Below are 26,415 nucleotides of genomic sequence, written 5' to 3' on the forward strand. Positions count from 1 at the left end.
TCTAATATAAGATTTTAAACAAACACCATCTACACTTAATTCATAAGCTTTTTTTAGATTGTTTTTTAAAGTATCAAGCAAAAGTAAAATTTTAGAATCAAACATATAAAATTCAGCTATTTTTGAAGCAGTTTTGGCCAAATTTTCATCTTCTATTAAAATATATTTTGCCCCTAGTGCATTAGAAAGTAAAATTTCTTCCTCATTCTTAGCATATATAGCAAAATCTATTTTTTCATCTTTTGCACTTTTTATATTTTGCTCATTATAATCAAAACAATTTACATTTGTTTTTATAAAAATATTTTCATAAAAACTAAATTTTTGCATATTTATCAAAGGGTGTCCAAAAATCAACATAATTTTTCCTTTACCTTTAAAAGACAATAATTTCTAAAACCACGGTTGAAAATTTTATAATCTTTCATTCCTTGTAGTTCATCATAAACCTCGCTACCTTTATAAAGCAAAAATGAAGTTTTTTCATCATAAAAACCATTTGAAATTGCAATCAAAGGTTTTATATCCATCAATGCTCTTGAGGTGATTAAATCTACTTTAAAAGGTGGATGATTTTGTAATTTTTCCTTTATAATACTTACATTTATCAAATTAAGTTCAGTTTTGATTACTCTTAAAAAAGAAGCCTTTTTAACACTAGGCTCAAATAGAAAAAAATTACTATTTCCCAAAATACATGCTAAAAATATCGCAGGAAAACCGGCTCCACTTCCAATATCGATAACCTTTTTTTTATCAGTCAAATCACAATAATCTAAAATTTTTATACTATCGATAATATTATCGTCTATGTTTTCAAGGTGAGTTAGATTATGTACAGCATTAAATTTTTTTAGCAACTCTTTATAGAGTGTGATTTTTTGGAAAAAATCATCTTTATTTGCAAAGTCTTTTAAAAAATTTAATTGCTCTTCGTAAGTTTTCAATTTAAATGCCCCATTTGCGTATGTTTAATTTCTAAATAATCTTTATTAAAACGATTTGCTTCAATTAAAATAGGAATTCTTAAATTTACTTTTCCTTTCAAAGAGCTAAGTTTTTCAGGGTTATTAGTCAAAAGATTAATCTTAGAAATCTTATAATATTTGAGTATAAAATCTACTATTTCATAACTACGCTCATCTGCTTTAAATCCTAATTGATGATTTGCCTCTATAGTGTTAAAACCTTTATCTTGTAAAGCATAAGCATTGATTTTATTAAAAAGCCCTATACCTCTTCCTTCTTGTCTTAGATAAATCACCATACCACCATGCTCTTGGATATATTTTAAAGAAAAATCAAGCTGTTCTCCGCAATCACACTTTAAACTTCCTAAAACATCGCCCGTTAAACATTCTGAATGGATTCTAATATTAACTTCTTTTTCTAATTTCCCTTTAAAAATACAAAGATGTTCTTTATCGTTTTCTTTAAAACTTTGTATATTAAATTCTCCAAAACGAGTGGGAAGTTTTGCTATTTCAGAAATTTGAATAGTCATTATTTTACTTTACCTTTTTATAAAAAATATGCTAGAATTTAAGCAATTTTAACAAACAAAAAGGAAATTTATGTTTAAACGCTTTAGAAGATTAAGACTTAATGAGAATATTAGAAGCCTAGTAAAAGAAAATACCTTAAATTTAGATGATTTAATCTATCCACTTTTTGTTGTCAATGGTACTAATATTAAAAATGAAATCACGTCTATGCCAGGTGTGTTTCAAATGAGCTTAGATGAAATTTTAAAAGAATGCGAAGAGTTAGTTAATCTTGGTATTAAAGCGATTATTTTATTTGGTGTATTGGAAAGCTCTAAAAAAGATAGCTGTGGCAGTGATGCATTAAGTGATGATGGTTTGATAGCTACAAGTCTAAGAGCTATTAAGGCAAAATTTCCTGATTTAGTAGTGATTACTGATCTTTGTTTTTGTGAGTATACCGATCATGGTCATTGTGGCATTATTGATCCAAAAAGTAAAAGTGTAGATAATGACTTAACTTTGGAAATTTCAGCCAAACAAGCTCTAATTCATGCCAAAAACGGCGCTGATATGATAGCACCAAGCGGTATGATGGATGGTATTATTGAAACTTTAAGAAAAACCTTAGATGAAAATGGTTTTGAAAATTTACCTATTATGGCTTATTCTACCAAATTTGCCTCAGCTTATTATGGGCCTTTTAGAGATGTGGCTGATTCTGCACCAAGTTATGGAGATAGAAAAACCTATCAAATGGATTTTGCCAATGGTAAAGAAGCCTTATGTGAGAGTTTAGAAGATGAAAAACAAGGTGCTGATATTTTGATGGTTAAACCAGCACTTGCGTATTTAGATGTAGTTAAAGATATAGCAAATCACTCTAAGCTTCCACTTTGTGTGTATAATGTAAGTGGAGAATATGCTTTGTTAAAAGCGGGTCAAAAAACAGGTGTGATTGACTATGAAAAAATAGTGCTTGAAACTATGCTTGCCTTTAAAAGAGCAGGAGCTAAGCTTATTATAACCTATCATGCAAAAGAAATTGCAAAACTACTAAACAAATAAGGATCAAGATTGAATAGTCTAAGTAAAAAAAGTTCTCAAGATATCATCAATGAGTTATCAAGCCATTTAGGCATAGAAAAGCACAATCAAACTATATTTCATCTCACCCACATTAACGATAAAGAAAAAAAGTTAAGCCTAAAAAATGGCCATGAGTTAGCACCTGAACCATGGTTTATAGTAGACGAAAATGATGAAGTTAAAACTATGTTTTCTGTAAAAACCTTAATTGAGTTCTTACAAAATGCCAAAGAAATGCAAAAAGATAATTTTGAGCTTAAACTTGAAAAGGCTATTTATCAACAAATTCCTATTGACTTTAATGATGTTTGGACAGTTGCAATGGATGAGATTAAACATCAAGTAGCCAAAGGTATAAAAGAAGTTAATATTGATTTAGATCAATTAATCAGCAATATCCATGCAAAACATCCTAACTTGTTTATTGATATGAAAGAAATGATGCAAAAGGTAAAGTTAAATGAAAGATTATAAAAGCTTTATTAAATACTCTAAAGCAGGACCTAGATACACTTCTTATCCTACTGCAGTAGAATTTAACACTCAATTTAAATATGAGGATTATATACAAATTTTAAAAGAACAAAAAGCGCAATTATCTTTGTATTTTCATTTGCCTTTTTGTAGAAGCGCTTGTTATTTTTGTGGTTGCAATGTAATATATACTGCTAAAGAAGAAAGCAAAGAAAGATATTTAAACTATCTTTTTAAAGAACTTGATCTTTTAGCAAATATCATCAATACTCAAAGAGAAGTAGCACAAATGCATTTTGGTGGTGGCACACCTACTTTCTTTTGCGCTAAACAATTACAAAGTTTGATTTTAAAAATAAAAAGTATTTTTCCAAATTTTACCCAAGATAGCGAAGTAAGTTGCGAGATTGATCCTAGATTTTTAAATGAAGAACAAGCAGATGTTTTAATCCAAAATGGTTTTAATCGTATTAGTTTTGGTGTGCAAGATTTTGATGAAAAGGTTCAAAAAGAAATTCATAGAATTCAACCTTTTGAATTAACCAAAAATGCAGTAGATATGGTAAGAAAAAAAGGTATTAACTCGGTAAATATGGATTTAATCTATGGTCTTCCTTATCAAAGCCTAGAAAGCTTTAAACAAACTTTAGAAAAAGCATTATTAATCAATCCTGATCGTTTTGCTATTTTTAACTACGCACATGTGCCTTGGCTTAAAAAAAATATGAGAAAATTTGATGAAAGTACATTGCCAAGCCCTGATATAAAGCTTCAAATTTTAGAATATTGTGAAAAATTTTTAACTCAAAATGGCTATAAAATGATAGGAATGGATCATTTTGCAAAACCACAAGATGAACTTTTTAAAGCTTTAGAAAATGGCAGCTTACATAGAAATTTCCAAGGTTATACCACAAAAGGTGGAACTGATTTAATTGGTATTGGCTTAACAAGTATAGGTGAAGGACAAAGACATTATATGCAAAATTTCAAAGATATGCCAAGCTATGAAAAAGCTATTGATGAGGGTAGATTACCTTGTGAAAAAGGCATTATGCTTAATGATGATGATGAACTAAGAAAAGCTGTTATTATGGAACTTATGAGTAATTTTGCCCTTAATATAAAAAATGTAGAAAGTAAATTTAAGATTGATTTTTTTGAGTATTTTAAGCATGATTTAAAAGAACTTGAAGGGCTTAATGAATTTGTCACTATAGATAAAAATTATATCAAAGTTAATGAAACAGGAGTGCTTTTAATACGTAATATTGCTATGTGTTTTGATAAATATCTAAAACGTATTAGTGAAGATAAAAAAGTATTTTCCAAAACGGTTTGATATGTTAAACATTAATGAAATCTCTAATGCTTGCGTAAAATGTGGCAAATGCATACCAGTTTGTACTATACATGAGATAAACCGCGATGAGAGCACTTCTCCTCGTGGTTTTTTGGATCTAATCAGCGCTTATGAAAGCCAAGAACTAGAACTTGATAAAAATCTTAAAAAAACTTTTGAATCATGTTTTTTATGTACAAATTGCGTTGAAGTTTGCCCAAGTCATTTAAGAGTGGATAGTGCTATTGAAAAAGTACGCTTTGATATAGCTCAAAAATTTAGCATAGCATGGTATAAAAAACTTGCTTTCTTTTTTCTAAGACATAGAAGAACTTTAGATATTTTAGCAAAATTAGGCTATGTTTTTCAAAGTTGTGCTTTTAGCTTACAATATAAAAATTTGGGAATGAAAGCCAAATTTAACCTACCTTTAATAAAAAAAGGTCGTTTGCTACCTTCTTTAGCTAAAAAAAGTTTTTTAGCTTCAAATCCTGATTTTATAAATAATCAGGGCGAAAAAACTATAGGACTTTTTATAGGATGTTTATCTAATTATTCTTATACTAATACAGGTTTTGCCTTACTTGAAATTTGCAAGCATCTTAAAATTAATGTTGATTTATTAAAAGATCAATCTTGTTGTGGTGCTCCTCATTATTTTACCGGAGATTTTAAAAGTGTAGAAAAATTGGCTAAAAAAAATATTGTTTATTTTGAAGAAAAATTAAAAACACTAGATTATATCATTATTCCAGAAGCAACCTGTTCTGCGATGATTAATATAGATTATGAACATTTTTTTCATATGCAAAAAGATAAAGAATGGGCAATAAGAGCTAAAAATATTTCTAGTAAAATACTACTTGCAACAAAGTATTTTTATGAATATACTAATTTAGAAGAACTTTTAAAAACAAAGAAAAAAATAAACACAAAAATTGCATATCATGATCCTTGCCATGCAAGAAAAATGCAAGGAGTTTTTAAAGAACCAAGAACTTTACTGAAACAAAATTATGTTTTTAAAGAACTTATTAACTCGAATGAGTGTTGTGGTTTTGGTGGAGTGAGCATGCAAACTGATTATCATAAAAAAGCTTTACAAGTTGGCATAAAAAAAGCTCAAAACATACAAAAAAGTGATGTGGAAATCATTAGCGCAGAATGCTCAGCTTGTAGAATGCAAATTTCAAATGCACTAGAGCATGAAAAAATCTCCACGCAGTTCTTACATCCTTTAGAATTAATAGCAAGATCACTTCAAGATTAGTAAAAACTAATCTTGATTTTTTATGTCTTCAATATTTGATCTATTTTTTTCTATTAAAATTCTATTTTGTTCTATGTTTTCACTATTTTTTTTGCATTCATTTTTTAAGATTTCTATATTTTTATATAAAATCTTTATTTTCCTTTCATAGCGATTAATTAGTAAAAACACTATAAATAAAAATAAAATTAAAATAGCCCAGTTTAAAAACGCCATAATCTATCTCTCCTTAGATATATTAGTATTTTTTATCTTAAATTACAATTCTTTTTAAATTTGGAGAAAGTTTGACTAAAATTTCATAATTAATAGTATTAAAAAAATTAGCCATAACATTTGCATCATTCATAACACAAATTTCCTCACCACCATTTTCACAAGAAAAACTATCCATAGACATTTTTCCAAGTATTTTTTTACCATTAGGAAGAAAAAATTCTTGTTTTCCATCATAGCGCAAAAGTCCATCTGCATAACCTAAATCATAAGTTGCTATTTCAAGATCTTCTTTTGCATTATACATACCACCATAACCAACACTTTGACCTTTTTTTAACACTCTTTGGCTTAATTTTTCAGCCCATAAACTCATGACTTTACGTAAATCTTTACTAAAATACGCATAACCAAATTGTACAAGCCCTACTCTACAATACTCATCAACTTCTAAAGTATTTGCTCTAAATAAGGCTTCAGAATTATGAGAGTGAAATACTAAGTTTTTAGCCTCTTCTTGTAATAAATCATAAATTAATTTTTTAGCGTGTTGGAATTTTTGCTTTTGCACAAAATAACTTGCATCTATTTCATCACTTCCTGCAAAATGCATCATCACTCCATGAAGTTGTAAACTATGATTTTTAAGCTCATATATAGTTTCTTGAATTTCTTCAGGTAAAATTCCATTCCTATGCATATTTGTATCTATAACTAAATGAATTTTGATATTTTTTTTGAGTTTTTTTATATCATTTTTATCATTTAAAGCATAAATAAATTTTTCACTTTCATTGCCATGTGGATGATGGGATAAAATTAAAATATTATCAAAAATATCTTCTAATTCTTTTGCCTCAGCTTCATTTTTTACTGCTATAAAATTTACACCTTTTGCTCTAGCTATAGGAGCTAAAAGCTTAGCTCCATGCCCATAAGCATTATCTTTAAAAACACAAATTACTTTTTCATAACCCCCAGCCTTAGAGGCTATTAAATCAAGATTGTATTCATAAGCCAAGCGATCAATTTTTATATAAGCCATTACTGTTCAGCTAAAATTTGCATTTTATCTTCAACTAGCTTGACATAAAGAACTTTTTCTCCTTTGAATTTATAATTAGTACTGCGATAATCTTCATAAAATCCTATTCTAAAAATTTTTTCATTTTTTTCATTTGGATAAGGACTTATACTAAGTTCTGAAAATTTAATATTTTTTTCTTCTTTTTTTGCGAAAATTCTTTCTTTATTTTTTGCAAACTGTTCATACGTAGATTTATTGTTATGTTTAAAAATTTTTTTATCATAAAAAGATAAATATTTATTGATATCACTTTTTTGCCAACTATCTTTCCAAGCAAATAAATTTGCTAATAAAATAGCTATTTCTTCATGACTTGCTCTTACTTTATTTTTTTCTTCTGTCATTGCATAAGCTTTTCTATCAGCTACTAATTTATTAAAATCTTCTAGCAAATCATTTTGCACAGCAATACAACCTCTAGTCTTATAAGTATCTAAACGCGTTCCATCTAAAGGATAACCATGAATCCAAATTCCACCACCTGTTTTACCTAAAGTTTTATCTAAAACATTTGGATAAGTTGTTGCAAAAGCAAATGGTCCATAATATGGATCACCAGGATAAAATTTCTTTCCAAGCTCATAAAAACCTATAGGAGTTTTTAAATCCCCTTCTACTTCTTTATCTCCAGCTAAACCAGTTAAAACATCTTTTTGAATAAATTTCTTTTCTACTTTGCCATTATTATAATGATAAACTCTAATGATTTTATCACTTTTATTAGTTAAAACGATTGCAACATTTTCTTCATAGTAACCAAGGCTAACATTTTTATCTTTTATTTCATTAAGCCAAAAATCTTTCTTACTTAATTCTTGTTCTAATACCTTTTCAACCGCATTAATACCTTGATTTAAATAAATTTTTGCAAGTTCACTTGCATTTGCAAATACAGCTAAACTAAACAATGCTAATATAACTTTAAACAATTTATACCTTTCTATTAAAATTTAAAACAACAAAGAGCTAATTATAATATTTTTACAATAAATATATTTTTAATTTTTTCCGTGTATAATGTTTATAATTGACTAAAAATATAAAGGAAAATAATGAAAAAAATACTCAGCTTAGCTCTTTTAAGCACTTTTACCTTAGCTAACAACATCACTGTAAATGATCCCTATGTAAGACAAACTCCACCAAATTCTAAAACCACGGCCTTTTTTTTAGAGCTTAAAAACAACTCTAATAAAGATATAAAACTCATCAAAGCTCAAAGTTCATTAAGCGATACAGCTGAAATTCATGATCATATCATGGAAAATGGTAAAAAAATGATGATACAAATCCCTCAAATTACTATAAAAGCTAATTCAAGCACCAAACTTAAACCTGGTGGTAAACATATTATGGTATTAAATCTTAAAGAAAATATCACACCACAAACCAAAGCTAATCTAACGCTTTACTTTGATGATAATAGCACAATTGAACTAAAAGATATCGAGTCAAGAAGCATTAAAAAATAATGAAAAATCTACTTGTCTTTGCCCTAGCTATAGTCTTTGCTATATGCGGGGCTTATTTTTATACTAATTCATCAAATACCGGGAAAAAGAGAGAATTAATCACCACTCTAACGCCTCTAACATGCGATCTAAATACCCAAGAGTGTGAGTATAATTTTAAAGATAAAAAGGTATTAGTAAATTTAAATCCAAAGCCTATAGCCACATTAAACGAGCTTGATTTAAATATCACTAATTTAGGTGAGTTTAAAAAACTCAATGCTAGGGTTTATGGACTTAATATGTATATGGGAGATATTGTTCCACAATTTAAAAAAATCAACAATACTTACCATGCTAAATTAGTTTTAAGCTCTTGCACGCTAGATATAATGCGTTTTAGAATAGAGCTTTTTGATGATGAAACTCCGCTAGATTTTTATTTTGACTTTGATGTAAAAAGGTAAAATATGAAAAAAATAAATATTTTTTTATTAATTGTGGTAATTTTTGGGGTGTTTTTTATATCTGTGCGGTATTTTGAAAATAACAAATACAATTTTCACTTAAATTCTGAAAAAGGCATACTTAGTTTAAAAGATTTTATTGGTAAAAAATTAATTGTATATTTTGGCTATACATATTGTCCTGATGTCTGTCCTAGTGAGCTTGCCTTGATTGCTAATGTTTTAGAAAAAATGCCAAATAAAGAAAAAGCTCATGTGGTATTTATCTCACTAGATCCAGCAAGAGATAGCAACTTAACTCAAACTAATCAATGGGTAAAGTATTTTTACCCAAATTCAACTGCATTAGTTGCTAAAGATGAAAAAGAATTAGAAAAAGTTACTAAAAACTATGGTGTGGTATATGAAAAAATCAATCTTAAAGATTCTGCTATGGGATATTCTATAGCGCATAGTGGCGAGTTTTATTTGATTAATGAAAATGGAAAATTTATTAAAACCATCAAAGATATTAGCTATGAAAACTTTTTCAATGAAATTCAAAAATTCTTAAACGAATAAATTTCTCAATTTATTCGTTTCTTAAAGTATCTAAAATATCTACTTGCGTTGCTTTTTTAGCAGGATAATAAGAAGATAAACTCACTATCACAATAGCACCAAAAAGTGTAGCACAAAAATCAACTAAAGAAAGCTCTAATGGCAATTTACTCATACCATAAACATCACTTGGTAAAGAAATGATGTCAAAATTTCCAAGCACCCACAAAGCTATAGCTGCAAGAATCACACCTGCTATAATACCACTTCCACCTATTAAAAATCCTAAAGAAAAAAAGGTTTTCTTAATCTCTAGTTTACTAACTCCTAAAGAAAGTAACAAAGCTATCTCACTACGACGATTCATTACTATCATCAATAAAGAACTTACTATATTTAAACTTGCAACCAAAATAATCAACATCAATACTATAAACAAAGCTCTTTTTTCCAAAGCAAGCGCTGCAAAGAAATTCCCATTTTGCTCCCACCAACCTATACTAGCATACCTTGCACCCAAAAAAGTTTCAATTTGTTTAATAACTTCAAAGGGTTTATTTGAATACACATGCACTCCATCATAATGTCCTTGGGGATATGACAAAATCTTAGCTAAAGCTTTTACATCTGTATACATATAAGCTTTATCATAGGCTAATAGTCCTGAAGAAAAATCAGCCTTAACATCAAATCTTTTAACCTGTGGGATAAGTGAAAGTCCACTAGCATTTAGATTTGAAAAAATTAGAGTTATTTTTTCATTATAATCAAGTCCGAATTCATCTTTTAAACCCTTACCAATTAAAATATCAAAATTATCTAATTTTTTATCCTCTAAAGCTTGCGCTACTACTTCATTGATCTTTTTTTCATCTTCAAAATTAACCCCAAAAAGCATACCACCTTCTAATTTTAAATCATTTCTTGCTATAACCTGAGTAGCAATATAAGGACTAAATAATAAATTTGGAAATTTAGTTCTTAATTCTTGCAATAATTTATCATCCACACTTGCTCCAAAGCGTGGTAATATAGTGATAGGATAATTCATAGTAAAAAGTTTTCTTTCAAATTCCTTATCAAAGCCATTCATAATAGCCATTGCAACCAAAAGCACGCAAAGCCCTATGCTCACACCTAAAAAAGCTAAAATTTTTGAAAGCATAATAAAGGGTTGATCTTTATCAAAACGCAAATATTTAAATAATAAATAATGAGGGATATTTTTTTGCATTTTCTACTCTTAATATTTTTTTAAGTATTTTAACTTGATTTTTATAAAAGCTAGCTTTGTATTATTTAAGATAATATATAAAGGCACTATTATCATGAAATTCAACTATAAATCTTAAAGGTAAAATTCTCACATAAGTTTCACTTTGTGCACTTGCTTGCTCACTTTTTACAAAGTCTTTTACATCTATTTTTGAATTAAAAAAACAATCAATCAAATCATTTTTATGAGCATTTAAAAAGTTAAATTTATCTAGCTTTGTCATTTTCTCTTCAGTCACCATACCAAAATCATTACGTATTAAAGATTTTAAATCACTTGGTGTATATACTAACTCACAAGCATATTCTAAATTTTTATTTTTACTTTTAGTCATAGCCATAGAAATAGTTTCATTTTGATGATAAAGGATAAAATTTTTATTAGAAAGTTCTGCCCAAAATATAAATTCATCTTGGGCAGTGGCATTAAAAATTATAAGGATTAATAAGCAAACAATTCTTTCCACTTGTCAGCATCAATTTTAAGTTCTACATTTACTCTATAAAGACCATCTTTAAAGTCTTGATCAACTACACTTGCATTTTTAATCAAACCATTTACCTGCGCTGTGATAGTTGAGCTTTTAAGCATTGCATCTTTTACTGTATCTTTACCATTAACTCTTACACCATATAACTTACTAGCTAATTGTCTATAAGCATCGGTGATTGCTGCTCTTTTAGCCAAAGCCAAAGCTTGACCAACAGAAACCGTATTTAAAGGAGCAATACCCTCGCCCACTGCTGTAAAAGTTAGATCATTGTCTGCACTTGTATCATTTGCAAGCATTTTTTCTTCTCTAATGATATTACGCACATCATCTTTGTCTACTTTTTGAACCACAACATCAGAACTTGCAGCTTGAGCAGCTTTAGTTTGATTTGGATTCATACCTCTTTGATCTAGCGCACAAGCACTAAAACCCAAAGCCAAACAAAACATAAAAACAACTTTTTTCATTTTTTACACCTTCAATTTATTTGATTTTATCAAAATAGCAAAAAGTATTCCAAAAATTTTTACTATTCTAAATTTAAATCCATATTAGTTTCAGCATCTAATTCCTCATCTTCTTCTTTAGGACATTTAGCAATGCTTACAACCTCATCATTTTCCACATTAACAACAATCACACCACTTGTATTTCTACCTGCTTTTCTAATACTTTGCATATCAACGCGTATCATCTTACCACTACTTGTTAATACCATTAAATCCATACTTTCATCAACTATAACTATTCCGATTAAATCTTTTGTTTTAGCAGTAAGTTTCATACAAATAACACCCTTGCCGCCTCTACTTTGAAGCCTATATTCTCCGGCATCAGTACGCTTACCTATACCTTTTGCACTTACACTTAAGATTTCTTGAGCGTCATTTTCTATAACAACAGCACCTACAACCTCATCATCTTTTTCTTTAAATTTAATCGCAGTTACCCCTCTACTTACACGACCAATCTCTCTAACTTTAGTGAGTGGGAATTTAATACACATGCCTTTTTTAGTAACTGCAAAAAGCATTTTGCCAACGACAGTATTATCAAGCTCTTCATTAGGTTCAAGCATTTCATTTTCTAAATTTTCTTCATAATTTTGTTCTTGAGTTTCATTTTCATCCCTTGCTACGATAATTGCAGTAACAAGTTCATCATTTTCATCTAAGTTGATCGCTTTTACACCTACGCTTCTAATGTTTTGATATTCACTTAAATTTGTGCGTTTTACGATACCATTTTTAGTAAAGAAGCACAATGATTTACTCTCATCAAAATCAGTAGTTGGGATAATTGCCATAATTTTTTCATCTGCTTGTAAATTAATGAGATTAACCACGGCTTTACCTTTAGCAGTTCTACTTCCTTCAGGAATTTTATAAACTTTAAGCCAGTAAAGCTGTCCGCGATCAGTAACAAACATCAAGGTATCATGCGTATTTGCTGTAAAGAAACTTTCTATAAAATCATCATCATAAGTTGTGACTGCAACTTTACCTTTACCGCCGCGTTTTTGTTTTTCATATTGTTTACTTGGGACACGCTTAATATAACCACGATGAGTGATAGTAACCACCATGTTTTCATTTGGTATCAAATCTTCTATATCAATATCATCATAATCATCTTCAATTTGAGTGATTCTTGGTACATCAAATTTTGTTCTGATTTCTTTTAACTCATCTTTGATTAAATTTTCAAGCAAAGTCTCACTTTTTAAAATTTGATCAAGTCTTTCAATTTCTGCTAATAATTCTCTTAATTCATTGTCAATCTTTTCTCTCTCAAGTCCTGTTAAACGGCCTAGTTTCATATCTAAAATCGCATTAGATTGAAGTTCACTTAGGCCAAATTTTTGCATTAACAAATTTTTAGCCGTTGGATTATCAGGAGAGTTTTTAATCAAAGCTATCACTTCATCAATATTATCTAGTGCAATTTTTAAACCTTCTAAAATATGCGCTCTAGCTCTAGCTTTTTGCAATTCATAAATAGTTCTTCTAATAATTACAGTTTTTCTATGATTTAAGAATAAATTTAAAAGCTCAATTAAAGAAAAAACTTTTGGTTCTTTATTATGTATAGCAAGCATAATAACACCAAAAGTACTCTCCATAGTAGTGGATTTAAAAAGATTATTTAACACAATCTCACTCATAGCATCACGTTTTAACTCAATTACCACGCGAATTCCTTCTCTATCGCTCTCATCTCTAACTTCAGCAATACCTTCAATTTGTTTTTCTTTAGCAAGTTCAGCAATTTGCTCTATTAATCTTGCTTTATTAGTTTGATAAGGAAGTTCATCTATAACAATAATATCTTTATTAGCTCTTTTTTCAATATGAGTTTTTGCTCTTACTTTTACCCTACCACGACCTGTGCGGTAAGCTTCTATAATACCTTTTTTACCAAAGATAATACCACCAGTTGGAAAATCAGGTCCTTTAATAAATTGCATTATTTCTTCTAAGCTTGCATTTTTATTATCAATTAAATAAAGTAAGCCATCAATAAGCTCATTTAAACTATGCGGAGGAATATTAGTAGCCATACCTACTGCAATACCGCTTGAACCATTGAGTAATAAATTTGGCACCCTAGCAGGTAAAACATCAGGTTCATTCATTGAATCATCATAATTTGGTATAAAATCAACCGTGTCTTTTTCTATATCACGCAAAAGCTCTTCAGCTAAAATCGTCATCCTAGCTTCAGTATAACGCATCGCAGCAGCGCCATCTCCATCAATAGAACCAAAGTTTCCTTGTCCATCTACACTTGGGTAACGCATAGAAAAATCTTGCGCCATTCTTACTAAAGCATCATATACAGCTGTATCACCGTGTGGATGGTATTTACCGATTACATCACCCACTATACGCGCTGATTTTTTATACGCACTACGACTTCCCACACCTAAATCATTCATAGCATATAAAATTCTTCTATGAACAGGTTTAAGCCCATCTCTAGCATCAGGTAAAGCACGACCTATAATAACACTCATAGAATAATCTAAATAACTACTTTTTATAGAACTTTCTATATCTATATTTTCAATATCTGAATCTTTAGTAAAAATATTTTCCATAAAAATCCTTAAAATTAATGCCTATATTGTATCAAATTTTGCATTAGCTAAAACTAAAGCAAAAAGCACTTCAATATTATTTTTTTCTAAAAACTCTTTTGCTTCAAGTAAACTTAATCCTGTAGTTACCACGTCATCTACTAAAATTACAGGGTATTTTGGATGCCTTAAAAGCTTATAAGATCTTTTATTATCTTTACGAAATTGCAAACTTTTTCCACTATATTTAAATTCTGAACTAGCTTGCAAAGTATAATACATAGGTTTTATAAATTGAGTTTTTAAATGTTTGGTTAAAATAGCAGTATGAGAGTAGTTTTTATATGTTTTATCATCCAAGGCTATAGCATTAATTTCACAAGATGGTTGAAAAAAATCTTTAAATTTAGCAAAGCTTAATTTTGCAAGCGCATTTAAAACAAAATATCCTTGAAATTTGTGTTTAAAATAAATTAGATGTTTAATTTGTTCATATTGATAAAAATAATAAACTTTAAAATTTCCCTCAAGTTCTCTTATGCCCAAAGAATATTCTAAAAGTTCTTCCTTGCAAGCTGGACAAAAGCTCGCAAAGGAAAATCCATGACAATTAAAACACCTCACAAAGAGCTGATAATATCTGCAGATTTATTAGCCACTTGTTTTATAAGAAGCTGAGTAAAAAAAGGTAGATCTTTGATATTATAAAAACCTTTAACTTCTTGTTTGGTTTTAATATTAATAGTTTTATTAATATTAATATCTTTTAGTGTTAACTGACTAGCAATAATTGAAAATAAAGAATCAGAATCAAATTTAGAATAAAAATCATTAAAACTCAAATCTACTTTTAAAACATAAGGAGAATCTTGTGTATCTTCCACTACAACTATACCTCTATTTTCTAATTCTTCTTTTAAAAACACATAAAAATAGTAGTTAAAATTTTCATTGATGTAATAATTGCTTCCATTAGAAGAAGAATATTTTAAATTCTCATTTAAATCATACACTCTATGAATATAAACTTTTTTCAAAGAAACACTTTTATCAAGCGTTCTTTTATTTGCACAATACTTAAGCCCTACATCACTAATATATACAAGGCCTTTAATTTTTGCTTCATAAGCTTTAGGACTAGAAGGATTATAACACTCTGCTTGAATTTTTATAACTTCATTAACCTTAGCTACACCTTGATTTTTAGAATTTACCGCACAAGCACTAAAAAATAAAGCTAGAGTAAATATAAATATTTTTTTAAGCATCTTCTTTCCTTAGAATCATCTTTTTAAAGATTATTATTTTTTTGAAATAGCAAAAATTATACCAAAAACAAATAAATTTTACTAAAACTTACTTTTTTTCACACAAGAAGAATTTTATATAAAAAAAATTATATAAAAATTGACATTTAAATAAAAATTCATTTAGAATATGTTACAAAACTACAATATTTTAAAGGAGTTGTTAAATGAGTTCAAATACAAAAACACTCATAGTCATTGCTGATTTGGTGTTATTTATCGCTTTGCTTTATTTTTCCCCTTTTGGTGAAACCAAAGTAAATCAAGGTTTATCTTTGTTAATCTTTATTGCTGTTTTATGGCTTAGCGAAGCTTTACATGTTACCATTACAGCTATTTTAGTACCTGTTTTAGCAGCTATTTTAGGATTATTACCTACCGCTAAAGCTTTAACCGGTTTTGCTGATTCAAATATTTTTTTATTTTTTGGTGGTTTTGCTCTGGCTGCAGCTATGCATCATCAAAAATTAGATAAACTGATTGCACATAAAATTTTAACCCTCGCAAAAGGACATTTGGGTTTATCAAGTTTATATATTTTTATTACCACCGCATTTTTATCTATGTGGATGAGTAATACTGCAACAGCTGCCATGATGCTTCCACTTGCTATAGGTATGCTAGCTTCACTTGATCCAGAAAAAGATAGAAATACTTATGTTTTTATTCTTTTAGGTATAGCTTTTAGTGCGAGCATAGGTGGTATAGGCACTATAGTAGGAACCCCGCCAAATGCTATCGTTGCTACTCAATTACACATTAGCTTTGCACAGTGGTTAAAATATGGTATTCCTATTGTTTTAATCTTCTTACCTGCAATGATTTTAATTTTGTATTTTATGTTCAAACCTAAATTTAATCTACAAGTTGATTTACACACTGAAAATATAGAACTTACAAGACCTAGAATCATCACTTTAGTGATCTTTTTAGTGGTTGCATTATCTTGGATTTTTAGTGGCAATATAGGTCCCATCATTACAAGTATTTTTGGACATAAAATAGCAAATCTTGATGCAATCATTGCTTTATTAGCTGCTGTTTTAGTATGTGCTTTTAAAGTGATAGATTGGAAAAATATACAAAAAAATACCGATTGGGGTGTATTAATGCTCTTTGGTGGAGGTATTACTCTAAGTGTGGTACTAAAAGATTCAGGTGCTAGCAAAGTTATGGCTGATACTATTATTTCATTTATAGAAAATGGGCATTTATTTGTTATAGGTTTAATCGTGGCCTTTTTTATAGTATTTTTAACTGAATTTACCTCAAATACTGCTTCAGCAGCCTTACTTGTGCCTTTATTTATCTCTATAGCAGATACCTTAGGTGTTCCTGCTTTAGGTCTTGCTTTAATCATTGCCATCGGTGCTTCTTGTGCTTTCATGCTACCAGTTGCTACACCACCAAATGCTATAGTTTTTGGTACAGGGCATATTAAACAACAAGAAATGGTAAGAGTAGGAATTATACTAAATATATTCTGCTCAATTAGCCTTGCTGTGATTGCTTATTTCTTCTGGTTATAATCTTTTAGTCCTTTTGGACTAAAAGATCTTTACATCTTAAAATATAATTTTCTACATTTTCACTTTTATACAAAGCTTCTCTTATACATACGCCTGCTAAATTTAAATCTTTTAAGTGGTTTATAGTTTGAGTATTTATGCCACCTATGGCATAAATGGGTAATTTTGAAACTTCTAATAAATCTTTTAAATTCTTAATACCTTTTGGAGTCAAATCTGCCTTACAAGAACTTTCAAATACATGTCCAAAAAAAGCATGATTTGCTTTAAGCTTACAAGCTAAATCTAATTCTTCTTTAGAATGGATGGAAGTACCCAAAAGCTCAAATTTTTTATAGCTTTGTGGGTACTTTTGTAAAACAAATAAAGGAGCGTGAAAAAATTGATGATTTAATTTCAAACAAGCTTCATAATGATAATGCAAAAAGCAAATCTTTTGAGTTTTATTAAAAATTTTTAATACTTCTTTGGCTAATTTAGTATATTCTAACTCATCTAAATGTTTTTCTCTAAGCACTAAAGCATCAATACTACTTTGGCTTAACTTTTCAATAAAATTTAAAAAATCTCCTTGGGTATTTTGACTATCGCTAATAGCAATGATTTTTTTATCCCACATAAATACTATCACTCATTATAGCTTGTAAATTTGCATTTTTTAGCATAGCTAAAACCTCATCAACACTACGTATATCACTAATTTGAAACTGATCATCGCCTTTTTTATCACCTTGATGTTCACCCACTCCCACGCTCACACCTGCACTCATTTTAGTAGCTCCAAGTTTAATAACCCCATCTCTAAAACCTGCTCTTTCACGCGTAGAAATAGTAATACTTGCAAAAGGTAAAAATAATCTATAAGCACATAAAACCTGCAAAAGTCTTGTTTCGCTTACATCTTTTGGATGAATTTTTTTATTATTAATAATAGGTCTTAATCTAGGGATAGATAAAGCTATTTCAGCATGAGGGTATTTTTGCTGTAAAAAATACGCATGTAAAGCCGTAGCAAAAGCATCTTTTCTAAAATCATCCACGCCAAGTAAAGCTCCAAAAGCAACCCCTCTCATACCTGCTTTTAACGCTCGCTCTTGTGCATGAAAACGATACTCAAATACACTTTTTTCACCTTCAATATGAATTTTAGAATAAGTTTTTTGATTATAAGTTTCTTGATAAACACTTACATATTCACAACCCTTTTCATGAAGCAGTGCATACTCATCTACATTCATAGGATAAACTTCAATCCCAACGACCTTAAAATACTCTTTTGCTATCTCACAAGCTTTGGCAAGATATTCTACGCTAGCATATTCCCTGCCCTCACCTGTTAAGAGTAAAATTTCTTCCAAGCCACTTTTTTTAATCTCTTGCATTTCTTTGTGAATTTCAGCCTCGTTTAGCTTAGCTCTTTTAATGTTATTTCCTTTTTGAAATCCGCAATAAGTACATTTGCTATTGCAAAAATTAGAAAGATATAAAGGTGTAAAAAGTGAAATGGAATTTCCAAAATATTTTTGAGTAATCTTACTAGATTTTTGTGCTAAATCTTCTATGAAAACTTCTGCTGCGCTTGAAAGCAAAGCTTTTAAATCATCTATGTTAAGATAATCTTTAGCTAAGGCTTGTTTTACATCAAAAGCGCTAAATTTACTTTCATCAAAAATTTCAACTTCTTTTAAAACCTTAGTTAAAATTTCACTTTCAATACTTTGCATATGAGGATATTTTTGCATTTTAATCTCTTAAAAAACCACTCAAAGGCGAGCTTGCACTTGGTGTGCTTTCATTTGCTATACCTGCTAAATACGCATTATATCCTGCATCTATAGCTAAAGCAAAAGCTTTTGCCATTTTTGCTACATCTTTAGCTTGAGCTATGGCAGTATTTGCCATCACTGCGCTTACTCCCATTTGCATAGCTTCACAAGCTTGCGCTGGATTTCCTATACCCGCATCTACTATAATAGGTAAGCTAATTTCATTAAGTAAAATTTGTATGAATTCTTTAGTTTTTAAGCCTTTGTTGCTTCCTATGGGAGCTCCAAGAGGCATTATAGCAGCAGCTCCTGCATTAGCCATAGCACGCGCTGCATATAAATCAGGATACATATAAACTAAAGGTGTAAAACCCTCATTTGCTAAAAGTTCCACCGCTTTTATACTTTCATAATTATCCGGTAATAAATATTTACTATCGCTAATTACTTCAACCTTAATCATATCACCACAGCCAAGCTCTCTTGCAAGTCTTGCTATACGCAATACCTCATTAGCATTTCTTGCACCTGAAGTATTTGGTAAAAGCTTGATATGCTTTGGGATAAAATCAAGTATATTTTCTATGCCTTTATCATTTACTCTGCGCAAAGCTAAGGTGATAATCTCAACTTTTGCTTCTTTAATGGCTGATTTTATAAGCTCAAAAGAAAATTTTCCAGAGCCTAGAATAAACCTGGAATTAAACTCATATTTTCCTATTTTTAATTTTTCCATTACTCGCTCGCTAAAAGTTCTAAAACTAAATTTGCTTGATGTCCTGCGCAAATATTTACACGCGGTGCCATAAGCCCATTGCCTACTTTTGCCTCGTTTTTTAAATCACCACAAACATAAAAGTTTTTTGCAATTTTTCTTGTTTGTATGCTATTACTATCGCCATATCCTGCTAAGCCAGAAGCACAAATTAATGTTTTTTGAGGATAGTGTTGGTGAAAATTTTGCGCTAAAAGAGCTTTGTATTTTGCACTATCAAAGGCTTCACAAACTATATCATCATTTGTAAAAAGCTCAGCTATATTTTCTTTTTCTATTTTTAAAACTTGTGCAAACACTTCTATAAAAGGATTAATCTTACTAATTTGTTCTTTTAAAGCTTCAGCCTTAAATTTACCCAAATCTTCCACCATATAAGCTTGACGGTTAAGATTACTTGGCTCAACCACATCAAAATCAATCAAATGAAGCCTACCAACCCCGCTTCTTGCTAAATTTATAGCTATATGCGAGCCAAGTCCACCAAGTCCACACACTGCCACACTTGCCTTTTTAAGCTTATTATGAAGTTTTGGAGTATGTCTTGCCCTCATCATCGCATCAAGAGCTTCATATGGTGGTAAAGTATTTTTTTCTATACAAAAAAGCTCATCATTTTCTTTTAACTCCAAACTTTCTTTTGTTGCAAAACCATTGACTATCCATACATCATTTTCATTTTTACTCACACTTTGAAAAAATTCCAAAGTGTTTTTAAAATGCGTGTTTATCATACTACCATTAAATTTAATTCTCATCAACCACCACCTACAAAAGTAACAATCTCTACTTTATCATTTTCTTTTAAAACCAAATTTTCAAATTTATCCCTTGGGATAATTTCTCCGTTTAATTCTAAGGCAATAAATTCTATTTTTAATTGCTTTTCTTTAACATAATCCATAAATCTAAGCTCTTTTAACTCAAGCTTTTGCCCATTGATAATCATGTTTTTTTCCTAGTTAAAATTCTCCAACAAATCTTTAAAAACTAAATACAATTTTTCAAGTTCTTCTATACTCACTCTCTCATCAATGGCATGAATTCTACCATTGCACACGCCAAATTCTACTACTTTCACACCAAACTCAGCAAAATATCTTGCATCACTTGTGCCACCTTTGGTGTTAAGTTCTGGCACTATTTGGGTGATTTTTTGTACACTCTCATTTAGCTTTTGTACGATTTTAGAGTCACTTTGTGTTAAAAAAGGCTTTGAACTTTGATTCAAACACAACTCATAATCAAGTCCTTCACAAGTCTTTTCTACATAAGCTTTTACATCTTCTAAGCTAGTTTGTGGAGAATTTCTTACATTAAACATTAATTTTAAATCATTTGGGGTTACATTGCACACTTCCATACCACCGCGTATATCAGTAATGACAATTTTAGATGGTGCAAATACCTCATCACCTGGATCAAGATCAAATCCTGCTAAAAATTTCAAAGCCGAAGCAAAATTATGCACAGGATTAATACATTTTTGCGGGTATGCTACATGACCTTGCTTACCTTTGATAAGTAATTTTGCATTAATAGAACCACGACGCCCTATTTTAATACTATCTCCAAATTTTTTATCACAAGTTGGCTCAGCAACCACAGCAAAATCAGGTAACATATCTTTTTCTTGCATAAATTTAAGCACTTCAAGCGTGCCAAATTTAGCCTCACCTTCTTCATCGCTTGTTAAAATTAATGAAATTCTTCCTTTGAAATTTTCTACTTCTTTAACCGCACACATAAAAGCAGCCACGCCACTTTTCATATCTTGTGCGCCTCTTACATAAATAAATCCATCTTTTTCTAAAGGCTCAAAAGGATCACTGCTCCAACCCTCTCCTGCAGGCACTACATCCACGTGTCCGCCAAAAGCCAAATGCTCGCCATCATCACTAAATTTTTTAGTCAGCAAAAGATTTTTCACACCTTCTTTTTCTATAAAAAAAGCTTCAAAATCACTTAACTCCACTGCGATATAATTTAACGCTCCATCATCATCTGGGGTGATAGATTTAAATTTACTTAATTCTTTAAAAATTTCAACTACTTGCATGTTTTATCCTATAAAAGCTTTATACAGCATAGAAAGAGCAAAATACTCTAAAATAAATGCTGAAAAAAGATTAATGTAAAATATATGTTTGTTTTTCACAAGGGCTTTGAATTTAGACACAAAAAACGATAGAGTAAAAATCCAAAACACAATAAAACCCACCAAACCAAAAAGCAAGGCAAAAGAGTTTTTACTCTGCATGCTAAGCCCTGCTACACTCACCCAAAAACCTATAACATAAGGATTTGTAACATTTAAAAAAAATCCTTTACTAAAACCTTTTAAAGGATGTGTTTTATTTACCTTGTTAAGATCGACTTTTCTTGTTTTTCTTAGCATTAAAAATACCATAAAACTCAAAAAGAAAAAGCCAAAAACCGCTAGTATTTTATAAAAAAATTCATTATTTGCAAAGCTTAAAAGCCCAAGATTAATCAAAATCAAAAAAAGTATATCAGCACTTAAAGCACCGAGCCCAACGCAAAAAGCATTTTTAAAAGAAGACAAAGCAGTATTTAAGATCAAAATATTTACAGGTCCAAAAGGCACAGACACACCCATACCTAAAACTATGCCTTGTAAGATTACTTCTAGCATTTTTCTTCCAAGAAATTTTCTATATCCGTTTTGATTTTATCAATGGCTGTGCAAACATCTTCTATATAAACTTTAGTAAAATTGCTTTCTAAATATTTATCCTCATCAAGATTGTTTAATATGCTTTGCTTACATACTCTTGCATACTCTCCCACGGGTAAAACCTGCCCACTTGTACCTATACATACAAACAAATCGCAATTTTGTAATTTTTCATATAAAATTTTATAATTTGGTGCCATTTCTTCAAACATCACGATATTGTGCCTTACACTTTTGCTTTGACATTTAGGACAAATTTTATCATCACTACTTTCATAGCCTATGTTAAAAATATTTTCACACTCTAAACACCTAAGTTCAGATAAAAAACCATGCAAATGCACCACTTCTTCACAACCTGCTCGCTCTAATAAATCATCTACATTTTGCGTTAAAATGCTAATTTGTTTTGGAAATTTTTGTTTTAATAAAGCGATGATTTTATGTGCATAATTTGGCTTAACACTAGCTAGTTCTTTTCTTCTTTTATTATAAAATTCTAAAACTTTTTTGGGATTTTTTCTAAAGCCAGTTGCAGAGCAAACTTCCATCACATTATGCTCTTCCCAAAGCCCACCATTAGCTCTAAAAGTTTTTATACCACTTGGAGCAGACAAACCCGCTCCACTTAAAATCATCACTTGTTTCATTATTAAACCTCATTTATAAAAAATGTCAATGAGTATAATTTTGTTTTTTTCTAGCAACTTCTTTAATAATTTCCCAGTTTTCTTTGTAACTTTGAATACATTGTAATTTAACCTTTGTACATTTTTCATCATCTAAACTATCTGCATAACTCATAGGTATAATATAACAAATTCCAACTTGTTTATCTACTGCAACATAAATATCACAATCTTTACTTGTAATGCGCTTACCTTTATTTCTTTCATGTGTATGGTCTATACCTTGCCCTCCTCTATCTCTGTCTTTAAAACTAATAACATCTCCGCTAGAAATACCTTTGATTTGTATTCTTAAAAGAATATTTTCAAAATCCACAATAGCATCATATCTGCTACTTCTTACATCTACATTTGAAGCATTAAAACCAGCTAAAATTGCTCTTGCTATAAACAAAAATTGCGCACTATCTCCGGCATTTGCAGTCATCACGCCAGAATTAATATTCAACAAATTTGTGGAAAATCCATCAATAGTTGCAACAAAAAGAGATTTTTCTAAAACCTTAGAAAGCTTATTTTGTATAAATTTAAATTTTTTATCATCACTAAATGTTTTTTGAATATGTGCCAACGCAACATCTTTAAGTTCTGAAATATTTATTTTTTTGGCCGCTTCTATAAAAATTTGCGTTTCCAAAAACCGCTCAACATCACCCTTATATAATATTTCCTCGTTTGCAATATCTATAATTTTACTTTTCTTATATTCAAGTTTTTCAAATTTTTGTAAAATTTTTACTTTAAAATTTTCATCATCAAGCAAAGTCATATATCTTTTTCGCAAATATTCCTTTATTTCTGCTTCGTTTGGTTCTGTGTTTTTAAATTCACTTGGTTTTTTGTTAAATTCCTCAATGTATTCTTTTATAAAACCTTCCATTATAAAACCTCTTTTATTTTTTTAGCTATTGCCTCTATTACACTAACAGAAACACTATTGCCTATTTGTTTATATAAAGAAGCATTTGAAAGCGTATCAGGCAAATTAAAGCTATCAGGAAATCCTTGAAATCTAGCACACTCTCTGGGAGTTAATTTTCTAATATCTCTACTATCAATCACTAGCGGAACATTATGTCCGCCAGTACCCATATTTGCAGTTAATGTAGGACATAAATTTGATTTGTTCTCTCTAACATAATGTCGCCTCCATTGATAAAGAGTATTTTTGTTTTTCATATTCTCTTTTAAAATGTCATAATATTTTGTATTAATATAATAAAATTCTTCACTAGTCTTTTTATCTAACAAATCTTGAATATTTTTGGTGAGTTTAACTTCACTTGGAAAATTAAATTCTTCATAAACATTAAAGTCCAAAAAACCAATCATATAAATACGCTCACGATTTTGTGGAATGTTTCCATATTTTGCAGTGTTTAAAATTTCGTACTTCACAAAATAACCTATTTTTTGCAATTCTTGCAAGATGATCTTTAGAGTTTTTCCTTTATCATGCGTTTTTAGATTCTTAACATTTTCTAAAAATACTACTTTTGGTTTAAAGTATTCTAGATACCTCAAAATACCAAAAAATACATTACCACGTTCATCATTAAAACCCTTACGATATCCAGCTACAGAAAAAGCTTGGCAAGGAAAACCTGCAGTTAAGATATCTATACTTGCTAATGTATTTAATTTTACATCATTAATATCTTTATTTATAATTATATTTTGATGATTGGCTTTGTATGTCTCACAAGCTTTTTGATCTATCTCAACCGCCCAAGCACAATCAAATCCTGCTTTTTTAAATCCAAATTCAATTCCACCAACACCAGCAAAAAGACTTCCTAAAACCATCTTATTTTCTTGTTTTTTCATCTACAACCTCACCACCTTAGCACCAAAACCACCTTGATTAATTGGTGCGTCATTAAAGCTTTTTACACTCTTGTGGACTTTTAAAAACTCTTTTACCGCAAAAGCTAGTTTTCCCGTGCCTATACCATGATAAACTATCACCTCATCAAAACCTACTATCAAAGCATCAGAGATAAATTTATCTAATCTTTCAAGTGCCTCATCACTTCTTAAGCCGTGCAAATCTAAAGTCATATTTAAAGCGCTTGGACGGGTTATATTAACACTTGATTTTACCTTTTGTGTTGGGGTTTGATTGCTTTTTTTAAGAAGCTTTAAAGGCACACGCAAACTCAAACCATCGCTTTGAATCATCGCATCATTTTTTGAAATTGCAGTGATTTTGCCTTTGATTTTTTCATATTTAACAAAATCCCCCACCCTAAGTTCTTCATTTTGCTCCATACTTGGTAAAACAATGCTTTTTTTAAGCTCATTAGCTTTGTTTAAACTTCTTTGTTTTTCTTTAATATCTTTTAGATTTATCGTTTTTTTAGCTTCTTCTATGGCTTTGTGATATTTAAATTCTAAATTAGAAACAAGCTTTTTAAATTCTTGCTCATTTTTTTCTTTTTGATCTTTGAGCGAAAGTAAAATTTCATCTACCTTAGCTTCTTTTTTCTCAAGCTCTTCATTTTTTTTGCGTAAAGAAAGTTCAAGATTGATATTTTTACTTACCATTTCTTCTAAATTTTCTTTATCTTCACCATAAAGTTTTTTAGCATTTTGCACTAAATTTGCACTTATGCCATATCTTAAAGCTGTTTCAAATGCATAAGATTTACCTATAGTACCTTTTAAAAACTCATATTTTGGGCGTGATAATTCCTCATCATACAAAGCAGCGATGAGTTCAACTTGTGAATTTTTAGCCAAAAGCATAGCAAGGCGTTTATGGTGAGTTGTAATGATGATTTTATTATCTTGTTCTAAAAGCTTAGAAATAAGCTCAGTAAATAAGCACGCAGCTTCTTCAAAATCTGTCCCAAGCTCTATCTCATCAACCCCCAATAAAACATTTTTCTTACCCAAAAGCTTAGAAAAATGCAACATTCTTCCCGCAAAAGTAGAAATATCATTTTTTACATTTTGCGGATCTTCTAAAATCGCATCAAATTCTTTGAAATTTCCTATTTGGCTTTTTTGTGCATTAATTCTCATAGGAAGCAAATGCTTTGCAAGCAAAGCTGCACTTAAAATTCCTTTTAAAAGCATAGACTTACCACCTGCATTTACACCTGTGATGATTAAAACTTTTTTATTAAACTCTATATTAACACTTTTTGCATTTTTTAAAGCCGGATGTGCGAAGCTATATAAGCTTAAATTATTAGAACTATCAGCTAAAACAAACTCATAATCATGTTTTTTAGCCATCAAAACTCTAGCACTATAATGATCAAATAAATCAAAAGCATTATTGATAAATTTCAAAAACATCAAATTTTTATAAAAAATTAAGCTGATTTTTTTAGCATACTCATAAAAAATTTCTTCTTTAGCATCTTTGATTTCAT

At 29.7% G+C, this 26,415-nt stretch carries 31 protein-coding genes; 8 read left to right on the forward strand and 23 right to left on the reverse strand.

What is annotated here, in order from left to right:
• From CAMP5053_RS06585 to ribA, 3 genes are all read right to left on the reverse strand, one after another.
• Positions 1 to 360, reverse strand: a 360-nt coding sequence (locus tag CAMP5053_RS06585; protein WP_087700853.1) for a hypothetical protein, incomplete at its 3' end; no start/stop codon positions are given.
• Entirely contained in the window at positions 354 to 947 is a 594-nt protein-coding gene (gene rsmG, locus CAMP5053_RS06590) for a 16S rRNA (guanine(527)-N(7))-methyltransferase RsmG (RefSeq protein WP_337217527.1), read from the reverse strand. The genes rsmG and CAMP5053_RS06585, both read right to left, overlap by 7 nt.
• On the reverse strand, positions 944 to 1,504 hold the full coding sequence (ribA, locus tag CAMP5053_RS06595; RefSeq protein WP_214100565.1) for a GTP cyclohydrolase II: 561 nt from the start codon (positions 1,502 to 1,504) through the stop codon (positions 944 to 946). Before ribA ends, rsmG begins: the two co-directional genes overlap by 4 nt.
• Before the next feature lie 70 nt (positions 1,505 to 1,574).
• Here ribA and hemB point away from each other — a divergent pair, with 70 nt between their 5' ends.
• From hemB to CAMP5053_RS06615, 4 genes are read left to right on the forward strand one after another with little or no spacing between them, the layout of a single operon-like run.
• Positions 1,575 to 2,552 (forward strand): porphobilinogen synthase, encoded by a 978-nt coding sequence (gene hemB / locus CAMP5053_RS06600; RefSeq protein WP_337217528.1) that lies wholly within the window; start codon positions 1,575 to 1,577, stop codon positions 2,550 to 2,552.
• 9 nt (positions 2,553 to 2,561) lie between these two features.
• The gene (locus CAMP5053_RS06605) at positions 2,562 to 3,047 is read left to right on the forward strand and encodes a DUF2603 domain-containing protein (RefSeq protein WP_087700857.1); all 486 of its coding nucleotides are present in this window, start codon (positions 2,562 to 2,564) and stop codon (positions 3,045 to 3,047) included.
• Positions 3,034 to 4,389, forward strand: coding sequence for an oxygen-independent coproporphyrinogen III oxidase (hemN, locus tag CAMP5053_RS06610; protein WP_214126439.1), 1,356 nt, complete (start codon positions 3,034 to 3,036; stop codon positions 4,387 to 4,389). Before CAMP5053_RS06605 ends, hemN begins: the two co-directional genes overlap by 14 nt.
• A 1-nt stretch (position 4,390) precedes the next feature.
• A complete protein-coding gene (locus tag CAMP5053_RS06615) occupies positions 4,391 to 5,659 on the forward strand; it encodes a (Fe-S)-binding protein (protein WP_263667578.1) in 1,269 nt (422 codons plus the stop codon).
• Between the two features lie 6 nt (positions 5,660 to 5,665).
• On the opposite strand, the gene CAMP5053_RS06620 is transcribed toward CAMP5053_RS06615, so the two are convergent.
• From CAMP5053_RS06620 to CAMP5053_RS06630, 3 genes are read right to left on the reverse strand one after another with little or no spacing between them, the layout of a single operon-like run.
• On the reverse strand, positions 5,666 to 5,875 hold the full coding sequence (locus CAMP5053_RS06620) for a hypothetical protein (RefSeq protein ID WP_261530300.1): 210 nt from the start codon (positions 5,873 to 5,875) through the stop codon (positions 5,666 to 5,668).
• A gap of 37 nt (positions 5,876 to 5,912) precedes the next feature.
• Positions 5,913 to 6,920, reverse strand: coding sequence for an alanine racemase (locus CAMP5053_RS06625; RefSeq protein ID WP_337217529.1), 1,008 nt, complete (start codon positions 6,918 to 6,920; stop codon positions 5,913 to 5,915).
• Positions 6,920 to 7,906, reverse strand: coding sequence for a L,D-transpeptidase family protein (locus tag CAMP5053_RS06630; protein WP_261530306.1), 987 nt, complete (start codon positions 7,904 to 7,906; stop codon positions 6,920 to 6,922). Before CAMP5053_RS06630 ends, CAMP5053_RS06625 begins: the two co-directional genes overlap by 1 nt.
• A gap of 108 nt (positions 7,907 to 8,014) precedes the next feature.
• Here CAMP5053_RS06630 and CAMP5053_RS06635 point away from each other — a divergent pair, with 108 nt between their 5' ends.
• Genes CAMP5053_RS06635 through CAMP5053_RS06645 form a run of 3 tightly spaced genes read left to right on the forward strand, consistent with a single transcriptional unit; the run spans position 8,015 to position 9,441 of the window.
• Positions 8,015 to 8,434 (forward strand): copper chaperone PCu(A)C, encoded by a 420-nt coding sequence (locus CAMP5053_RS06635; protein WP_214126435.1) that lies wholly within the window; start codon positions 8,015 to 8,017, stop codon positions 8,432 to 8,434.
• Positions 8,434 to 8,880 carry a hypothetical protein gene (locus CAMP5053_RS06640; RefSeq protein WP_261530297.1) on the forward strand — a complete coding sequence of 149 codons (447 nt, stop codon included), beginning with the start codon at positions 8,434 to 8,436 and terminating at the stop codon, positions 8,878 to 8,880. The genes CAMP5053_RS06635 and CAMP5053_RS06640 overlap by 1 nt, the downstream gene beginning before the upstream one ends.
• 3 nt (positions 8,881 to 8,883) lie before the next feature.
• Positions 8,884 to 9,441, forward strand: coding sequence for an SCO family protein (locus CAMP5053_RS06645; RefSeq protein ID WP_261530296.1), 558 nt, complete (start codon positions 8,884 to 8,886; stop codon positions 9,439 to 9,441).
• A gap of 10 nt (positions 9,442 to 9,451) precedes the next feature.
• On the opposite strand, the gene CAMP5053_RS06650 is transcribed toward CAMP5053_RS06645, so the two are convergent.
• From CAMP5053_RS06650 to mapA, 6 genes are all read right to left on the reverse strand, one after another.
• Complete coding sequence (locus CAMP5053_RS06650; RefSeq protein ID WP_214136081.1) at positions 9,452 to 10,654, reverse strand: ABC transporter permease; 1,203 nt, start codon at positions 10,652 to 10,654, stop codon at positions 9,452 to 9,454.
• 61 nt (positions 10,655 to 10,715) lie between these two features.
• Positions 10,716 to 11,162: a hypothetical protein gene (locus tag CAMP5053_RS06655; protein WP_261530294.1), complete on the reverse strand. Its 447-nt coding sequence runs from the start codon at positions 11,160 to 11,162 to the stop codon at positions 10,716 to 10,718.
• Positions 11,138 to 11,656: an LPP20 family lipoprotein gene (locus CAMP5053_RS06660; RefSeq protein WP_087700868.1), complete on the reverse strand. Its 519-nt coding sequence runs from the start codon at positions 11,654 to 11,656 to the stop codon at positions 11,138 to 11,140. The genes CAMP5053_RS06655 and CAMP5053_RS06660 overlap by 25 nt, the downstream gene beginning before the upstream one ends.
• Positions 11,657 to 11,718: 62 nt before the next feature.
• Positions 11,719 to 14,289 (reverse strand): DNA gyrase subunit A, encoded by a 2,571-nt coding sequence (gene gyrA / locus CAMP5053_RS06665; protein WP_337217530.1) that lies wholly within the window; start codon positions 14,287 to 14,289, stop codon positions 11,719 to 11,721.
• A 21-nt stretch (positions 14,290 to 14,310) separates the two neighbouring features.
• Positions 14,311 to 14,892, reverse strand: coding sequence for a ComF family protein (locus CAMP5053_RS06670; RefSeq protein ID WP_087700870.1), 582 nt, complete (start codon positions 14,890 to 14,892; stop codon positions 14,311 to 14,313).
• On the reverse strand, positions 14,889 to 15,536 hold the full coding sequence (mapA, locus tag CAMP5053_RS06675) for an outer membrane lipoprotein MapA (protein WP_214136078.1): 648 nt from the start codon (positions 15,534 to 15,536) through the stop codon (positions 14,889 to 14,891). The genes CAMP5053_RS06670 and mapA overlap by 4 nt, the downstream gene beginning before the upstream one ends.
• A gap of 206 nt (positions 15,537 to 15,742) precedes the next feature.
• Between mapA and CAMP5053_RS06680 the strand changes: the two genes are divergently transcribed.
• On the forward strand, positions 15,743 to 17,104 hold the full coding sequence (locus CAMP5053_RS06680) for a DASS family sodium-coupled anion symporter (protein WP_214126429.1): 1,362 nt from the start codon (positions 15,743 to 15,745) through the stop codon (positions 17,102 to 17,104).
• Between the two features lie 4 nt (positions 17,105 to 17,108).
• On the opposite strand, the gene CAMP5053_RS06685 is transcribed toward CAMP5053_RS06680, so the two are convergent.
• The 11 genes from CAMP5053_RS06685 to CAMP5053_RS06735 form a co-directional block, all read right to left on the reverse strand.
• Entirely contained in the window at positions 17,109 to 17,723 is a 615-nt protein-coding gene (locus CAMP5053_RS06685) for a thiamine phosphate synthase (protein WP_337217539.1), read from the reverse strand.
• Positions 17,713 to 18,846: a 2-iminoacetate synthase ThiH gene (thiH, locus tag CAMP5053_RS06690; RefSeq protein WP_337217531.1), complete on the reverse strand. Its 1,134-nt coding sequence runs from the start codon at positions 18,844 to 18,846 to the stop codon at positions 17,713 to 17,715. Before thiH ends, CAMP5053_RS06685 begins: the two co-directional genes overlap by 11 nt.
• A gap of 1 nt (position 18,847) precedes the next feature.
• A complete protein-coding gene (locus CAMP5053_RS06695; RefSeq protein WP_337217532.1) occupies positions 18,848 to 19,606 on the reverse strand; it encodes a thiazole synthase in 759 nt (252 codons plus the stop codon).
• Positions 19,606 to 20,406 carry a thiamine biosynthesis protein ThiF gene (gene thiF / locus CAMP5053_RS06700; RefSeq protein ID WP_337217533.1) on the reverse strand — a complete coding sequence of 267 codons (801 nt, stop codon included), beginning with the start codon at positions 20,404 to 20,406 and terminating at the stop codon, positions 19,606 to 19,608. Before thiF ends, CAMP5053_RS06695 begins: the two co-directional genes overlap by 1 nt.
• Complete coding sequence (gene thiS / locus CAMP5053_RS06705; protein WP_337217534.1) at positions 20,403 to 20,594, reverse strand: sulfur carrier protein ThiS; 192 nt, start codon at positions 20,592 to 20,594, stop codon at positions 20,403 to 20,405. Before thiS ends, thiF begins: the two co-directional genes overlap by 4 nt.
• Positions 20,595 to 20,603: 9 nt before the next feature.
• Positions 20,604 to 21,704, reverse strand: coding sequence for a succinyl-diaminopimelate desuccinylase (gene dapE / locus CAMP5053_RS06710; protein ID WP_337217535.1), 1,101 nt, complete (start codon positions 21,702 to 21,704; stop codon positions 20,604 to 20,606).
• A 3-nt stretch (positions 21,705 to 21,707) separates the two neighbouring features.
• A complete protein-coding gene (locus tag CAMP5053_RS06715; RefSeq protein WP_039628698.1) occupies positions 21,708 to 22,301 on the reverse strand; it encodes a LysE family transporter in 594 nt (197 codons plus the stop codon).
• Positions 22,295 to 22,993, reverse strand: a complete 699-nt coding sequence (locus CAMP5053_RS06720; RefSeq protein ID WP_337217536.1) for an SIR2 family NAD-dependent protein deacylase — start codon at positions 22,991 to 22,993, stop codon at positions 22,295 to 22,297. The genes CAMP5053_RS06715 and CAMP5053_RS06720 overlap by 7 nt, the downstream gene beginning before the upstream one ends.
• Positions 22,994 to 23,018: 25 nt before the next feature.
• Positions 23,019 to 23,912, reverse strand: a complete 894-nt coding sequence (locus tag CAMP5053_RS06725) for a group I intron-associated PD-(D/E)XK endonuclease (protein ID WP_337217537.1) — start codon at positions 23,910 to 23,912, stop codon at positions 23,019 to 23,021.
• Positions 23,912 to 24,838 (reverse strand): DNA cytosine methyltransferase, encoded by a 927-nt coding sequence (locus CAMP5053_RS06730; protein WP_214116290.1) that lies wholly within the window; start codon positions 24,836 to 24,838, stop codon positions 23,912 to 23,914. Before CAMP5053_RS06730 ends, CAMP5053_RS06725 begins: the two co-directional genes overlap by 1 nt.
• 21 nt (positions 24,839 to 24,859) lie before the next feature.
• Positions 24,860 to 26,415: endonuclease MutS2 (locus CAMP5053_RS06735; protein WP_337217538.1), on the reverse strand; the 1,556-nt coding region annotated here is incomplete at its 5' end.

The organism is Campylobacter sp. S4:11, assembly GCF_024723695.1.
GTDB classification, from domain to species: Bacteria; Campylobacterota; Campylobacteria; order Campylobacterales; family Campylobacteraceae; genus Campylobacter_D; species Campylobacter_D jejuni_C.